16 protein-coding genes and 1 pseudogene are annotated in these 15,537 nt (G+C 45.4%); 14 read left to right on the top strand and 3 right to left on the bottom strand.

Annotation, left to right across the window (positions count from 1 at the left end):
• Window positions 1–9: 9 nt before the first annotated feature.
• Window positions 10–360, top strand: coding sequence for a HopJ type III effector protein (locus tag L4B77_RS09015; protein WP_429749900.1), 351 nt, complete (start codon window positions 10–12; stop codon window positions 358–360).
• Between the two features lie 81 nt (window positions 361–441).
• Here L4B77_RS09015 and L4B77_RS09010 read toward each other — a convergent pair whose 3' ends face one another.
• A complete protein-coding gene (locus tag L4B77_RS09010; RefSeq protein WP_261840273.1) occupies window positions 442–750 on the bottom strand; it encodes a cysteine-rich CWC family protein in 309 nt (102 codons plus the stop codon).
• 161 nt (window positions 751–911) lie between these two features.
• On the opposite strand from L4B77_RS09010, the gene yegD reads away from it, so the two are divergent.
• Window positions 912–2,264 (top strand): molecular chaperone, encoded by a 1,353-nt coding sequence (gene yegD, locus L4B77_RS09005; protein ID WP_429749898.1) that lies wholly within the window; start codon window positions 912–914, stop codon window positions 2,262–2,264.
• A gap of 108 nt (window positions 2,265–2,372) precedes the next feature.
• On the top strand, window positions 2,373–3,005 hold the full coding sequence (locus L4B77_RS09000) for a fumarylacetoacetate hydrolase family protein (protein WP_261840271.1): 633 nt from the start codon (window positions 2,373–2,375) through the stop codon (window positions 3,003–3,005).
• Window positions 3,006–3,103: 98 nt separating this feature from the next.
• Here the strand turns inward: L4B77_RS09000 and L4B77_RS08995 are convergent.
• Window positions 3,104–4,810, bottom strand: a pseudogene (locus L4B77_RS08995) (phospho-sugar mutase).
• Between the two features lie 452 nt (window positions 4,811–5,262).
• Here L4B77_RS08995 and coxB point away from each other — a divergent pair.
• Genes coxB through L4B77_RS08975 form a run of 4 tightly spaced genes read left to right on the top strand, consistent with a single transcriptional unit; the run spans window position 5,263 to window position 9,696 of the window.
• Complete coding sequence (coxB, locus tag L4B77_RS08990) at window positions 5,263–6,480, top strand: cytochrome c oxidase subunit II (RefSeq protein WP_372040273.1); 1,218 nt, start codon at window positions 5,263–5,265, stop codon at window positions 6,478–6,480.
• Window positions 6,477–8,138 carry a cytochrome c oxidase subunit I gene (gene ctaD, locus L4B77_RS08985; protein ID WP_429749896.1) on the top strand — a complete coding sequence of 554 codons (1,662 nt, stop codon included), beginning with the start codon at window positions 6,477–6,479 and terminating at the stop codon, window positions 8,136–8,138. The genes coxB and ctaD overlap by 4 nt, the downstream gene beginning before the upstream one ends.
• A gap of 11 nt (window positions 8,139–8,149) precedes the next feature.
• Entirely contained in the window at window positions 8,150–8,773 is a 624-nt protein-coding gene (locus L4B77_RS08980) for a cytochrome c oxidase assembly protein (RefSeq protein ID WP_429749894.1), read from the top strand.
• Between the two features lie 38 nt (window positions 8,774–8,811).
• The gene (locus L4B77_RS08975; RefSeq protein WP_429749892.1) at window positions 8,812–9,696 is read left to right on the top strand and encodes a cytochrome c oxidase subunit 3; all 885 of its coding nucleotides are present in this window, start codon (window positions 8,812–8,814) and stop codon (window positions 9,694–9,696) included.
• 15 nt (window positions 9,697–9,711) lie between these two features.
• Here L4B77_RS08975 and L4B77_RS08970 read toward each other — a convergent pair whose 3' ends face one another.
• Window positions 9,712–9,942, bottom strand: a complete 231-nt coding sequence (locus L4B77_RS08970) for a DUF2909 domain-containing protein (protein WP_261840265.1) — start codon at window positions 9,940–9,942, stop codon at window positions 9,712–9,714.
• Between L4B77_RS08970 and L4B77_RS08965 the strand changes: the two genes are divergently transcribed.
• The 7 genes from L4B77_RS08965 to L4B77_RS08935 all read left to right on the top strand — a co-directional run bounded on the left by L4B77_RS08965 (window position 9,854) and on the right by L4B77_RS08935 (window position 15,536).
• Window positions 9,854–10,759 carry an SURF1 family protein gene (locus L4B77_RS08965; RefSeq protein WP_261840763.1) on the top strand — a complete coding sequence of 302 codons (906 nt, stop codon included), beginning with the start codon at window positions 9,854–9,856 and terminating at the stop codon, window positions 10,757–10,759. The two genes, L4B77_RS08970 and L4B77_RS08965, sit on opposite strands and share 89 nt — an antisense overlap.
• Window positions 10,752–11,360 (top strand): hypothetical protein, encoded by a 609-nt coding sequence (locus L4B77_RS08960; protein ID WP_261840264.1) that lies wholly within the window; start codon window positions 10,752–10,754, stop codon window positions 11,358–11,360. The genes L4B77_RS08965 and L4B77_RS08960 overlap by 8 nt, the downstream gene beginning before the upstream one ends.
• 73 nt (window positions 11,361–11,433) lie before the next feature.
• A complete protein-coding gene (locus L4B77_RS08955) occupies window positions 11,434–12,465 on the top strand; it encodes a COX15/CtaA family protein (RefSeq protein WP_429749890.1) in 1,032 nt (343 codons plus the stop codon).
• A gap of 13 nt (window positions 12,466–12,478) precedes the next feature.
• On the top strand, window positions 12,479–13,417 hold the full coding sequence (cyoE, locus tag L4B77_RS08950) for a heme o synthase (protein WP_429749888.1): 939 nt from the start codon (window positions 12,479–12,481) through the stop codon (window positions 13,415–13,417).
• A 144-nt stretch (window positions 13,418–13,561) separates the two neighbouring features.
• Window positions 13,562–13,921, top strand: a complete 360-nt coding sequence (locus tag L4B77_RS08945) for a helix-turn-helix transcriptional regulator (RefSeq protein ID WP_261840261.1) — start codon at window positions 13,562–13,564, stop codon at window positions 13,919–13,921.
• A gap of 228 nt (window positions 13,922–14,149) precedes the next feature.
• Window positions 14,150–14,371, top strand: coding sequence for a DUF3820 family protein (locus L4B77_RS08940; protein ID WP_429749886.1), 222 nt, complete (start codon window positions 14,150–14,152; stop codon window positions 14,369–14,371).
• Entirely contained in the window at window positions 14,361–15,536 is a 1,176-nt protein-coding gene (locus L4B77_RS08935; RefSeq protein WP_429749885.1) for a recombinase family protein, read from the top strand. Before L4B77_RS08940 ends, L4B77_RS08935 begins: the two co-directional genes overlap by 11 nt.
• Window position 15,537 lies beyond the last annotated feature (1 nt).

Below are 15,537 nucleotides of genomic sequence, written 5' to 3'. Positions count from 1 at the left end.
AATGATTGAATGGAACTGAAAACCTTTTTAGAAGCACTGAAAAAAGCCCCCGAGAGCGTCGAGTTTGAAGACACAATGCAAGTGATTGATGCCTATTATGATTTCTTTGAGAGTCAATTTCGCAATGGCGATGTGGTCAACGCAGCAGGGCAAAATAATGGTTCGTGTAAGATTTTTGCTTTCGGTTTAGAGCAAGGCTTCTCTGAGCAGCAAACATTGGCGTGTTTTGGGCAATTTTATCGCAACGATGTCCTTGGCTTCCCTGACAATACCGATCATCAAAATATTCGCAACTTTATGACTCATGGTTGGGGTGGGGTCGCATTTTCGCAGCCGGCACTGATTGCAAAAGTTAAGTAGACGCAAACCTGAATAACCTCGGTATATTAAAGCGAGACAATGAATGCTCGCTTTAATATTGCTTATAATCCGGTTCGAGAATTACTCGATAGGGAGTGAGGATAGGCACTGACGACACAGGCAAACGCCCGCATTGGGAGCACTAGTGGTTTCACGCTTCTCTAATGAAAAGCACCAACATGTCTCTTTTCCCGAACGGATATCACATTGTGCGTGTTCACCGCATTGTGGACATTGGTGAGTGGAATTCGCACCACTTAAGTTGCGCATTACCGTTCCTCTTTCGCTTTCAGATAATCCTGCCCAGCCTATGATCTCGTCCATCGTTCGATGGCAACCACTGCAAATACCGCCGTTATTTTTACAAGCCGCTCGGCAAGGAGTTTTCATTGATAGGTACCGTGATGAATGAGAGCTGAAATGTAACATATTTGTCCCCTTTTGCAGAGCCATGAACCTCACGAATTGATCAAGTAAAATCGACAAATCACCTCGTAATGTCGAGACTTTTCATGTAGCATCTGGCCCCTTTTATTGAGTTGGGGGATGTCATGTTCATTGGATTTGATTATGGAACGGCGAACTGTTCTGTTGCGGCAATGGTCAATGGAGAGCCCAGTTTGTTACCACTAGAAGGTCACAACCACTACATTCCATCCACCGTCTTCGCCCCCACTCGTGAAAGTGTGTCGGAGCATCTATTTCGTCATTTGAACATCAAACCGAGTGATGCGGTGGGAGAGCAAGTATTACGACGTGCAATTGCTCTAAACCGAGAAGAGAGCATCGACTTAGAACCAGAAGATATGGCATTTGGTCAGGCGGCGTTGGATCTTTATTTAGAAGACCCTCGCGATGTATATTACGTTAAATCTCCTAAATCTTTTCTTGGGGCGAGCGGGCTGCACGATGTTCAGATAAGCTTTTTTGAAGATCTAGTGTGCGCCATGATGGCGAATATCAAACACCAAGCTGAACGTACGACTCAAGAAACGATCAAACAAGCGGTTATCGGTCGACCGATCAACTTTCATGGTCGAGGTGGTGAAGACGCCAACCGACAAGCCGAACATATTCTTGCGCGCGCAGCCAAGCGTGCCGGTTTTGTCGATATCGCTTTTCAATTTGAACCTGTGGCAGCGGGGCTTGATTACGAAAGTACCCTAACTGAAAACCAAACGGTATTGGTTGTGGATATTGGTGGTGGTACGACCGATTGTTCCCTGTTAGAGATGGGCCCAACTTGGTGTGGTAAAACAGACCGCACCCAGAGTTTATTGGCTCACAGTGGGCAACGGGTTGGCGGTAATGACCTCGATATTTATCTTGCATTCAAGCAGTTAATGTCCCCTTTTGGTATGGGGAGCAAAAGCACTTCGGGTATTGATATGCCGTTGACTCAATTTTGGAATCCCATTGCGATTAACAATGTTGAAGCTCAGAAAAATTTCTATTCTCGAGAAAACTTAGCGGCATTGAAATTGCTTCGTAAAGAAGCGTCAGAACCTCACAAACTCGATCGCTTAATGAGGGCTTATCACGATACTCTCGGATACAGTATTGTGCGCCGAGCAGAAGAAACCAAAATTGCGTTAGCCGAATCTGCTCAATATCGAACCGCGATTAACGTGGCTTCTGAGTTGGTTGAAGTCGATATCTCTGTAGAGCAGATGGTTGAAGCGATTGAGAGTCCGAAATCGAAAATGATTGAATTAGTGAATGAAGCGATTCAACAGGGGCAGAAAAAGCCAGATGTGATTTACATGACAGGAGGCTCAGCTCGATCTCCAATTTTGCGCCAAGCGGTCGAACAAGCCGTGCCGAATGTACCGATTGTCAGCGGTAACTATTTTGGTTCCGTAACCGCGGGTCTCGCTCGTTGGGCAGAGGTATGCTTCAAATAGGAATTGAGCGGGAGATCAGAATTTCATTCATGGTCATCATCTTGTCGAAGATTCTCTCTTTATGATGCGGTAAACTCTGTTCTCCAAAAAATCGTTCAGGGACAGACTATGAGCAGCATTGTAGATCAGGAACAATTAATGAATTCGAAACGGACAGCAACACCAACGAAAGTACTGTGTGTTGGGCGTAATTATGTCGATCATATTGAAGAGCTTAATAATGCGATCCCTGATTCGATGGTGGTTTTCAACAAACCGAGTACCAGCGTGACCTCATCCTTAAGCGCTTTTCATCAAGAAGCTTTACATTACGAAGCTGAAATTTGCTTCATCGTGGAAAGGGGGGAATATTCGGCGGTGGGCTTAGGGCTAGATCTGACTAAACGTGCTCTTCAAAATACACTGAAAACTCAAGGGTTACCTTGGGAACGCGCTAAGGCATTTGATGGTTCCGCCGTCTTAAGTCGTTTTGTGCCAATGGATAACTTGGATCTCGCTGACTTAAACTTAGAGTTATTCATCAATTGTGTCCGTGTTCAAAAAGGGCACGTTCAACAGATGCTTTACTCTCCACAGACGATTCTCGACGAGTTATCTTCTTACACGACTTTGATCGATGGTGATGTTGTAATGACAGGCACACCTAAAGGCGTTGGCGAAGTTCATCGAGGCGACATATTCCTCGGTCGTCTCAAGTGTGGTGAAACCACATTGATTGAGATCGAGTGGGTGGCGAGTTAACTTAGCGAATCAAAAATGAACGCATAGAGCATTCATTTTTGATTCTATTGAGTGTAAATTGTCGTCTTTGAATACCGAGTGAACGCTCGCTTTATCGATTAAGAGTTCAACTCTTTTTGGTGCTGTTCAATCAGTTTTTCCATATGCAGCTCACCGCGCAGGCGAGTGTCTTCATAGGTTTCTGTTCCTTCATATTTCGTGACGGTTTCATAGTAAACTTTAACCTTTGGTTCTGTGCCAGAAGGTCGTACGATAATTCGTGAACCGTCTGCAAGGTGATAAATCAATACGTCACTTGTCGGTAGGTGAATCGTTTCGGTGTTGCCACCAACGATGAATCGCAAAGAAGATTGCAGATCTTCAATCACAGAGATAGCCATCCCACCGATTTTTTTAGGTTGCTCTGCTCTGAGCTTGGACCCAATTGAGGGTGAATCTGGGGCTAGGGCAATACTGCGTTGGGCATTGGTATGCACGCCATGCTCAAACGAAATTTGAGCGAGGAGATCCCAAACCGTTTGACCTTGAGACTTAAGTTCTTCAACCAGTTGAGCGAAAATTACAAGTGCAGACAGCCCATCTTTATCCCGTACTTGTGTCCCAATGGTATAACCTAGAGCTTCTTCATAAGCGAACAAGAACTCGTTGTTTTCATCTTCTAATTGCATGCCGATATTGGCCAACCATTTAAAACCTGTCAGTGTTTGGAAATAAGTCGCACCATGGGATTGAGCCACTTTTTCAAGCAAGGTTGAAGAGACAATACTGTTCCCAACGAGCGGTTTTTTGCTGTGAGGTTGTGATAGTAAGTAATGCGCGAATAGCACACCGACTTGGTCGCCCGTCAGCATCTTATAGGACCTATCTTTGGTTCTAACCGCAACCGCAAACCTGTCTGCATCGGGATCGTTGGCACAAGCGATATCGGCATCGACTTTTTTCGCAAGGTTGACCACAAGATCCATCGCGCCTTGTTCTTCTGGATTTGGGAAGTTAACCGTCGGAAAGTGACCATCAGGTTCTCGTTGTTCCGGTACACTGAACACCTTGTGGAATCCGGCATCGTGGAGCAGATCTTAGGCCATTTGGGCGCCTACACCATGCATCGCGGTGTAAGTAATGGTGGTATTTGCAGATTCAATACTGTGGTTTACATAGCGACTTTGATTGATCGCTGCACGATAAGTTTGATAATAGCCCTCAGTAAGCCACACTAACTTACCTTGTTTTTCTGCATCGCACAGGCTCATTAAAGGGATGGGTTTAGTCGATGCGATGTCGATTTCATTGGCAATGCCAGTATCGTGTGGGGGAATGATTTGTGCGCCATTCTCCCAGTACACTTTGAAACCATTGTATTCTGGCGGGTTGTGGCTGGCCGTCACCACAACAGCGGCCGCAGCGTTGAAATGCTTAATACCAAAAGCGACGATAGGTGTCGCAGCGACATTCGCTGTTAGGTAGACCTTAATACCCAAAGCCGTAAGCACAGAAGCGGTATCAATCGCGAATTGCTTTGAATCTAAACGTCCGTCATAGCCAACCACGACCCCACGCAAACAGGCATTGGCTATATGTTCAATTAAATAGTGACCCAACCCGGTTGCGGTCTCTTGTATGACTAAGCGGTTCATTCTATTTGGACCACATCCAACTTTGCCGCGAAGTCCCGCAGTCCCAAACTCTAATCGTTGAATAAAGCGATCGCTTATCTCGTCGTTCATTCGCTGATCTATGAGGTGTTGAAGCTCTTCACGAGTTCTTGGATCTGGGTCCCTTGCTAACCAATTCATTGCATCTTGCATAATCACTCAACCTTTTGATGTATGTATGACTCACTGTTGATTTAATTTAAATGATATTGATTATCATTTCTATAAAGACAATCGTAAAACTCGATATAAAATAAATTCCAACGGCAAGAGGGCATGTAGATTCAGCCACTTCAAATAATTGACTGTTTAGTAAGTACACTTACCTTGAACAATTGGACATCACTAACTAGCCTTTTACATAAATATAACAAAGTTTAACCAATTCGCCGTTTTTGAATCTTTCATGGAAATATCCAATGTTTTGAGCCGGATGGGTGCATAGGTTGAAATGAGGTCAGCAGTTCGTTTACCAGCTACTTCCATGTGAGTTGTCGATTGAGATTGCGCCTTTTGATGTGTCGCGGAATAGCAATGAATGTTGTCAGGCTCGCAGTGACGTTTAAGTTGCACGTATCCAATTAGGAAGGATAAGGAGAGATCTTTTGAAAAGATTATTGGTCAGGCTAGCGTGGTTTTTGAATGGTTTGGTTGTGCTTTTAGTCTCACCTTTGGTGTATGCAAGTCGTGAATACAACATGACAAAGGGTGTCACTGAGATTAGCGGACAAGTGTATGAGCTTCATATGCTGATTTTCTACATTTGTTGTGCGATCGCTTTCGTTGTCTTTGGGGTGATGTTTTATTCGATATTGAGACACCGAAAGTCGAAAGGGGCGGTAGCCGCTCATTTTCATGAAAGCACCAAAGTCGAAATCCTGTGGACGATCATTCCGATCATTATCCTCATCGCTATGGCCATACCAGCCACCAAGACTTTGATCGCGATGGAAGACACCACCCAATCCGATCTGACCATTAAAATCACGGGATCACAATGGAAATGGCATTACAGCTATTTTGGTGAAGATGTTGAATTTTTCAGCCTTCTAGCGACCAGTGACAAAGAGATTGAAGGCATTGAAGTGAAAGGCGCGCATTACTTGCTAGAAGTTGATAAGCCGCTTGTACTGCCTGTTGACCGAAAAGTCCGTTTCCTAATGACTTCCGACGATGTGATTCACTCATGGTGGGTACCAGCATTCGCCGTTAAGAAAGATACCATTCCCGGTTTTATTAATGAGGCATGGACAAAAATTGATCAGCCCGGTGTCTACCGAGGTCAGTGTGCAGAGTTGTGTGGTCGCGCTCATGGTTTCATGCCGATAGTGGTACATGCTATGGAAGAAGACGATTTTGACGTCTGGTTAACAGAACAGAAAGCGCTCGCGCTCGCCGAGCAACAAGCCGCAAAAGATGCATTAGATGCGTCACTTTCTTTGGAAGAGCTCACAGCACTTGGTCAAGAGGTCTATAAAACTCGCTGTGCAGTTTGTCACCAAGTCAGTGGCGAAGGGATTCCCGGAGCATTCCCAGCCATCAAAGGAAGTCCTGTTGCCCTTGGCGATGTGGATGCTCACATCGATATCATTGTTTATGGTCGTGGTGGTACGGCAATGCAAGCATTCGATAATCAGTTGACGGAGAAAGAGATCGCAGCGGTTGTCACGTATCAACGAAACGCTTGGGGAAATGACACTGGTGATCTTGTTCAGGCTGCCGATGTGAATGCTTATAAAGCCAAGCAAGCTGGCGGAGGTCAAGCCGTTGACCAACAAGGATCATCGGACGAAGCACAAAACAAGGCTAAGGAGCAGTTATGAGTTCACCCATCAATAAGCCGGTGAAATCGGCTCCAGCAGAAGATCAAGCCTTAAGTCATTCAGTGCAAGGTCCTGTTGATTATCCTGATCAACCTATGGATGCCCCCGACTCACATGCCGCACCGACAGGCTGGTCTCGCTGGCTATACTCGACTAACCACAAAGATATCGGAACACTCTACCTCTGGTTCAGTTTTGCGATGTTCTTGACTGGCGGCGCGATGGCGATGGTGATTCGTGCGGAGCTATTCCAACCGGGTTTACAGCTTGTTGAGCCAGATTTCTTTAATCAAATGACGACCGTTCACGGCCTAATCATGGTGTTTGGTGCGGTGATGCCAGCTTTTACAGGGTTGGCGAACTGGATGATCCCGATGATGATTGGCGCGCCCGATATGGCGTTGCCACGAATGAACAACCTCAGTTTCTGGATCTTGCCTTTTGCGTTTCTCATTCTCATCGGATCTTTATTTACAGAGGGGGGCGGCCCGAGCTTTGGTTGGACCTTTTATGCACCACTCTCGACAACTTATGGCCCAGACAGTACCGCGTTATTCGTATTCTCAGTTCATATTATGGGGATCAGCTCGATCATGGGGGCGATTAACGTGATCGTAACCATTGTCAACATGAGAGCGCCGGGCATGACTTGGTTCAAGCTACCGATGTTCGTATGGACTTGGTTAATTACTGCTTTCTTGCTGATAGCCGTGATGCCCGTGCTCGCGGGAGCTGTGACCATGGTATTGACTGATAAGTACTTTGGAACGAGCTTTTTTGATGCCGCTGGTGGTGGGGATCCGGTAATGTTCCAGCACATTTTCTGGTTCTTTGGGCATCCTGAAGTGTACATCATGATCTTGCCATCTTTTGGCATTATCTCAGCCATCATCCCCGCATTCAGTGGCAAACGTCTGTTTGGTTATCACTCGATGGTGTACGCGACTTGTAGTATCGCATTGTTGTCATTCTTGGTTTGGGCGCATCACATGTTCACCACGGGTATGCCAGTCTTTGCTGAACTGTTCTTCATGTATTGCACCATGTTGATTGCAGTGCCGACCGGTGTGAAAGTATTCAACTGGGTAGCGACCATGTGGCGTGGGGCGCTAACCTTTGAAACCCCCATGCTGTTTGCGATTGCCTTTATTGTTCTGTTTACGATTGGTGGGTTATCTGGATTGATGCTCGCTATCGTGCCCGCTGATTTCCAATATCACGATACTTATTTTGTGGTGGCGCACTTTCACTATGTTTTGGTAACCGGGGCTGTGTTCTCAATTATGGCCGCCGCCTATTACTGGCTGCCGAAATGGACAGGGCATATGTACGACCACAAGCTCAGCCTGTGGCACTTCTGGACGTCGGTGATTTCAGTCAATGTACTGTTCTTCCCGATGCACTTTTTAGGGTTAGCGGGTATGCCGCGTCGTATTCCTGATTATGCGATTCAGTTTGCTGATGTTAACCAAGTCGTGTCGATTGGTGGTTTTGCCTTTGGGTTGTCTCAGCTGATTTTCTTATGGTTGGCTATTAAGTGTGTAAGAGGGGGCGAGCCTGCACCAAGCAAACCTTGGGACAGAGCTGAAGGTCTTGAGTGGACAGTACCAAGCCCTGCGCCTCACCACACCTTTACTCACCCACCTAAAGTGGATTAGAGGGTAGAACCATGAGTGATAAGCAAAGTGATCAAGATAAAAACCAACCCAAACGTTCATCCAAAAAGCTGACGGGCTACTTGGTGTTGAGCGTGGTTGCGATGTTTGGCTTCGGTTTCGCTTTGGTGCCACTCTACGATGTGATGTGTGAGGCCTTAGGCATTAATGGTAAAACCAATACCGTTTCAGCGGTGCAACCTCAGGGAATGCAGCCCGATTATTCTCGTACGGTTCGAGTCGAATTCATGTCCCACATCAAGCCTGATATGCCATGGCAGTTTTCACCGGAAGTTCGAGTGTTAAACGTTCACCCTGGTGAGGTGGTTCAAACCAACTACATTGCCAAAAATCTTTCTGATGCCTCATTGGTTGGTCAAGCTGTACCATCGGTTTCGCCGGGGATGGGGGCAACTTACTTCAATAAGATGGAATGCTTTTGCTTTAATCAGCAACCATTAGACGGGCACAAAAGCGCAGAAATGGGTTTGATTTTTTACATTGAGCCCGATATTCCAGAGTCGATACACACGCTTACGCTCTCTTACACGCTGTTTAACATCACGAGTCAGGTGAGTGGAGAGGCAAGTAAGCCTGAAGTGAGTACATCAACATTGAGCACACTCGCAAGTAACTAGGGAATTACAGAACCAGTATCAACATAAGGAGTTGAGCAATGAGTTCTAAAAAGGAAGTTTATTTCGTTCCACATCAAAGCCATTGGCCATTAGTCGGTGCCGTTGCGCTGTTTCTTGTCGCGGTGGGGGCTGGTTTAACTGTTCAGTACATGGGAACGGACTCTGCTGGTGGTGTGTTTGGCAAGGTGGTTCTGTTGGTTGGGTTTTGTGTGCTGCTTTACATGCTCGCAGGTTGGTTTAGTAACGTCATTACAGAATCATTGAGCGGGCTCTATTCTGAGCAGATTTCTCGATCGTTTCGACAGGGAATGAGCTGGTTTATTTTCTCTGAAATTATGTTCTTCGGCGCTTTTTTTGGTGCACTTTTTTACGCTCGGATGATTTCAGTGCCATGGCTTGGTGGGGCAGGGAATAACGCCATGACGCACGAAGTGCTGTGGCCGATGTTTCAATCAGTGTGGCCGCTCACCACCACTCCAGATGGTGTGACAACTCAAGCCATGCCTTGGCAAGGTATCCCTCTTAAGAACACCATTATTCTGTTGCTTTCCTCTGTGACGCTGCACATGGCACATATCAGCCTTGAACAAAATAAGCGCATGGCGTTGATCGTCTGGTTAGAGATAACCATTGTTCTGGCTGGCTTCTTTCTGTTCTTCCAAGTTGAAGAGTACCTTCACGCTTATCAAGATATGGGGCTGACACTTCAATCGGGTATCTACGGTAATACCTTCTTCTTACTGACTGGATTCCATGGTTTGCATGTCTGTTTAGGAACCCTCTTTTTGGTTGTGTTGCTGGTAAGGGTTGCGAAAGACCACTTTACTCCGAAAGACCATTTTGCATTTCAGGCGGGCAGTTGGTATTGGCACTTTGTTGATGTGGTTTGGCTAGGGTTGTTCGTCTTTGTGTATGTTCTCTAAGGCGTCACAAAAGCGTTAATACGGTCGTGGATTCGGCGTGATGGCACCAGAGGCTAAAGCGAGCAATAACAGTAACACCACAACGGCAGACAGTATGACTCGACGACCCAAGAAGTGACTGAGTCGTTGTCCATTATGCTTACCTGAGGCGATTTGAATTAGGCCTTTCATCAAGTTAAAAGCGATAAAAAACAGTAAAGCGACCAATACCATTTTAAATAACAACACAAAGGCAGATGACGACATAGTGATAACTCCAAACCGTTCGATTGATGAACAACAAAAGTTCCGCAGTAAAGGTTTTTGGATAGCGGTTGTTTTAACTGTGGTTTCAGTCGGCATTTTAATCAAGTTGGGAGCGTGGCAGTTAGACAGAGGTAACGAGAAATTACGTTACGAACAACGATTAATTGAAAGAGCACAGCAACCCTCTCAGCCGCTAGATGTGGTGATTTCCCAATGGCAAAGTGCACGTTTATCTGCGCAAGCGCCATCAGCGAATCCAACGCTTAACGGTGTAAAGGTCAATATAGAATTAGCAAGTACCAGTGGTTGGGTGTTCTTGTTGGATAATCAGATTAACCAAGGAAAGGTGGGGTATGTAATTTACATGCTGGTTGAGTGTCTGAGGCAAGGTGGGACGAGCCCTATATTGGTCGACCTTGGTTTTGTAGAGGCAAATAAAGATCGAAGCGAGCTTCCGCAACTCGGTAATATCACACTGCCAACCAATATGTCTGGGCGTTTGTATACACGCTCGGTTAACCCACTCAGTCAGGAACTCGGGTTAGAAAAGACGACACCGACTCGAATTCAAAACCTAAACATTGCTGCGTTATCACAGTACACCGGGCAAGAAGTGCTGCCCTTTGTCTTCCAACCTCAGAGCTTAGATTCGTGGCCTTATGAGATGTTATGGCGACCAACAGCGATGAAGTCTGACAAACACTTTGGTTATTCGGTTCAGTGGTTCGTTATGGCGGCTGTGCTGTTGTTTTTGATGATATTGATTGGCTATCGGTATCTCACCACAACATCTAAGACAGGGAATAAAGATGGGTAAGTCTCAAGCACAAGTGAACAGGGAAAATGTGGATGCAAACATGGCTGAGCTGAAAAGTCGTCAGACTAGGGGGCGTTTGGTGTTAATCGGCTTGGTGTTGATTTTTGCTTTACCTGCGATTATCGCCAAAACTGTATTGGATCAGAATTGGTATACCTCCGGTGTCACTAATTCGGGTGAATTGGTCGAACCAAGAACCACACTCGCAGATTTCGGCGTAACGGTTCCCATGGCCGGTGAGGGATGGTTAGTGGGTTATATCGCGCCAACGGAGTGCGAAAGCTTGTGTGAACAACAGCTCCACTATTTGAATCAAAGCTATTTAGCGTTAGGGAAAAACAAAGAGCGAGTGACCGTCGTTGTCTTTGTCTCAGAGGGCAGCTCGTTATCGGGTTCCCTGCATAAGCCTGATTTGTCTTTGTTAGCGGGGGGAGATCAGTTAAGTCGTGAGTTTGCACCAGCTTCGATTGTCATCATTGACCCTCTCGGGCAATTGGTTATGGAATACAAGAGCGTTGCTGATTCTTCGCAGCTCGTGAGCCAGTCGAAAGGGATGATCCATGATCTAAGAAAGCTACTTAAGCTGTCACGTGTTGGGTAGTTGTTCAGTATTATCCGATAGCATTACGGCTGGGTGTTGTTAGCGAAAGGGAATAAGTATAGGGAGATAAACGATGCAAAATAAAGCCCCCAATTTACTGATGCTCATAATGAGATTGACCATCTTGTTAACCCTTACCGTGATTGTACTCGGTGCTTACACTCGTTTGTCGGATGCTGGCCTTGGCTGCCCTGATTGGCCAGGATGTTATGGAAAGATCACGGTACCTTCTGACGCGTTAGCAGTGAATGAAGCGAATCGACAATTCCCAGAGCGAGCTCTCGAAGCCGATAAAGCTTGGATAGAGATGATACATCGCTACTTTGCCGGCTCGTTAGGTATGCTCATTTTCGTGGTCGTTGCTTGGTGTATCAAAAAGAACATCACATCGATGGGACTGCCATTACTCATCTCTGCAACCGTGATCTTTCAGGCTCTACTTGGCATGTGGACGGTCACCCTCAAGCTAATGCCTGTCGTGGTGATGGCGCATTTAATGGGGGGCTTTACACTGTTGTCCCTTCTTTGCTTACTCTATTGCCGCCTATCAAATATTCAAAGCCGTTTTGGTGAGCCTGTTTATTCGTCAAAACTTAAAGCGTGGGCGTTGTTTGGAGCCGTCGTGGTTATCGGCCAGATCTTATTAGGTGGCTGGACTTCATCCAACTATGCTGCTCTTGTGTGTACCCAATTACCGATTTGTGAAGGGAACTGGACGAATTATCTCGATTTCAAACGCGCTTTCGACTTTGCTCAAAGTGGGTATGACAACTACGAGTTTGGTGTGCTGGAATACCCCGCGAGGTTAACCATACATGTGATGCATCGTTTTGGCGCTATTGTTGCCAGCGTAACGGTGTTGATGGTTGTTTATCAACTTTGGAAGCTAGATAGAGCGCCTCATAAAAAATTGAGCGCAATGATCGCGACGGTGCTGTTTATTCAAGTCGGTTTAGGAATAAGTAATGTCGTGTTTCAGTTACCGATATTCATTGCTGTTTTACACAATCTAATGGCCGCCATGTTACTCGTGAGTTTGGTTGTAGCGAATGTTGTGGTGTGGCAACACAAGCCGAGTGAATATTTGGTGAAGAGTAAGGTATGACAAGGAGGTAATCATGGTCAGTCGAACGTCGACACAACATAGCGTGGTGGCCCAAACTGCGGCTTCAAAACATGAGTTGGTCTCGAAAAATAAAGCAACTTGGCGGGTTTACTTAACCCTGACCAAGCCCAAAGTGGTAGCCCTGATGTTGCTAACTGCATTAGTGGGTATGTGTTTGGCTGTGCCGAGCGGATTGCCCTTACAACAAACCGTGTTTGGAATGATTGGGATAGGGATGATGGCGGGATCGGCCGCTGCATTTAACCACTTGATCGATAAAAAGATCGATGGCCAGATGACTCGAACAAGCCGACGCCCCTTGCCCTCAGGAGAGTTGAATAGTGTGCGTGTATTCGGCTTTGCCGCGGTGATCGGGTTACTTGGATTCGCCACGCTGGTGGTATGGGTAAACCAACTTACGGCTTGGCTAACCTTTGCCAGCTTATTAGGTTATGCGGTGATTTATACCCTGTACTTGAAGCGAGCGACGCCACAAAACATCGTGATAGCAGGGATAGCTGGCGCAATGCCCCCGTTATTGGGCTGGACGGCGGTGACCAACGAACTGCATTCCAACGCTTGGTTGTTGGTGATGGTCATTTTTATTTGGACACCGCCGCACTTCTGGGCGCTGGCAATTCATCGTCGTGACGAGTATGCCAAGGTGAACATCCCGATGCTGCCGGTGACTCACGGAATCGAATATACCAAGACCTCTATTTTGCTCTATACCTTGTTGCTTAGCATTGTATGCGTATTGCCTGTGTTGGTTGGCATGAGCAGTTGGATATACTTGAGTGCTTCTTTATTGCTTAACGGTGGATTTGTTTACCACGCCTGGGTACTTAAATATCGAGATGAACCGCATTGGGCGATGAAGACCTTTAAGTTCTCGATTTATCATCTCATGATCTTGTTTGTCGCTCTGTTGGTGGATCATTACTTGCTTTGACGCTTATCGTCGGATGCGTCTTGTTCCGTCCATCGATGGATCGCATATCACAACCAAACCTTTGTTTTCCACTAACCTTGCCCTGACATGCCATGTATCAAACGGTAGATAATTGATTGATACAAATTATACAAAGGATCCGATATGGAGTTCTCAGAACAAGACAGAGAAGCGTTGTTTCAAACGTGGATGTCACATAAATCGCGTATGCGAATTACGCAAATGGAATTTTCCAAGAAGTTAGGCATGAGTCAGCTTGACTTCTCAAAAGTGCTAAGAGGACAGGCACCATTAACCATGTCTTTTGTTAGTCACTTTTGTCGTTTGCTGCATTTAGATCCTAAAACTGTGTTCCCTTCTCTAACAGAAAACAGCGAATCTGGCCCTAAGGTGGTGTATTTGAAAAGTGTCATGAGTGTGGATGGTGACATTCAAAATGCTTATATCGAAGGCAATCAAGTTATTGTCGAATATGCTCATACCGTTCAGCCTCACTCATTGTGAAAGCTCGTCTTAATTCCCCCCTTTTTCTACAACTTATTTACTCACAGCGGCGCAAGCTCAGTGGGAGTATAAGCGAACAAAACTGAGAGAGTGAAAGTGAGAAATTGAGAGTGCGTTGGGGCGGGGATAGAGAGTGACTGGCGCACCGCCCAAAAGGTTAACCACTATTGGCTTTCATATTTAAATGATATGCTACCCAACACCAATGATGCATAGAAAGAACCCGTCATGCTTGAAAAAGAGAACCTCATCAAACTCGCGAGAATGCAAATGCCATTTGGCAAATACACAGGTCGTGTATTGATCGACCTCCCTGAAGAATATTTGCTGTGGTTTGCCAATAAAAAACAGTTTCCTTCGGGAGAGTTGGGTGATTTAATGCAGTTATGTTTAGCTCTCAAGATTGAGGGCTTAGATTCTGTAGTGAAGCCACTTAAGTATGATAATTAGCCCTAAAATCTATAACTATGCTCGGGTTAGCACCACCAAACAGTTGCAAGGTGTTGGTTTAGAAACACAGCAGCAGAAAAGCGTCCTCGAAAACCTATCGCAAGAATATAACCTTCCTATAAATGATGAGAACTTTGTTGATCATGGGTTAAGTGCATACCATGGCAAACATAAAGAAGGGGCTCTTGGACTTGTGTTATCTCGAATCGAAAGTGGCGAGATATCCTCCGGTAGTATCCTTGTCGTGTTCTCTCTTGATCGTCTCTCACGAGAAACTGTTAACGTTGCTATGGAGCAACTACTAAGTATTATCAATCGTGGTGTGCGTGTATATACGCATATTGATGGAAAAATGTTTGATGCACGGAGTATAAACCTTACCGCAGACCTTATTGTTTCTTTGATCACGATGCAGCGCGCAAATGAAGAATCGTTGACTAAAAGTAAACGAGTTAAGGCTGCAATGAGAGAAGGGTTGAGACGATGGAGGGAAACAGGGCAACCACAAAGTACTTTGGGGCGCGTTCCTTTTTGGATAGATCAAAAAACCAATACATTAAATAGTAATGCTGACGGTGTTCGCAAGGCTATTGAGTTATACCTCAACAGTGTAGGGGTGCTAAAGATCAAAAAACATCTTGACGAATATTATCATTACTCACCAGTAAGGAAAAACAATCGCCAAAACGTAGACATCGATAGGTGGGATTATACAGCAATTAGTGAGCTCTTTAATAAGCCAAGTCTTATAGGAGAAAAACACATTACGATAGATGACACTGTATATCGATTAGAGAATTATTATCCTCCGATTGTGGATGAAATAACGTTTGAAAAATTAAAAAGAATTAAAGCTGCTAAAGGTGGGCGAGCACCTGAAACCGGAGCGGTACATTTACTTAAAGGATTGGTTAAATGTAAAACGTGCGGTAGCTCGATGGTATACGTTGATAAAGGACGTGGTAACAGTGCTATCAATTATGTATGTGGTTTTGCTGCGAAAGGTAACCATAGTCGAGAGAATTACAGCACTCAGATGTTAGAGCTTGTCACTCTTGCTGTTTGTAGAGATAAATACCTTGTTTCAACGATTGATTCAGAAGAATTAGAAACTAAAAAAATTAGTCTAGAAAATCAAAAAGAAGAGTTAAATGCTAACTGCTAAC

The sequence above is a fragment of the Vibrio minamisatsumaniensis genome (genome assembly GCF_050337445.1).
Taxonomy (GTDB): Bacteria; Pseudomonadota; Gammaproteobacteria; order Enterobacterales; family Vibrionaceae; genus Vibrio; species Vibrio artabrorum.
Note: the sequence above shows the minus strand (reverse complement) of the source record. Positions and strands in the feature narration are given on the sequence as shown.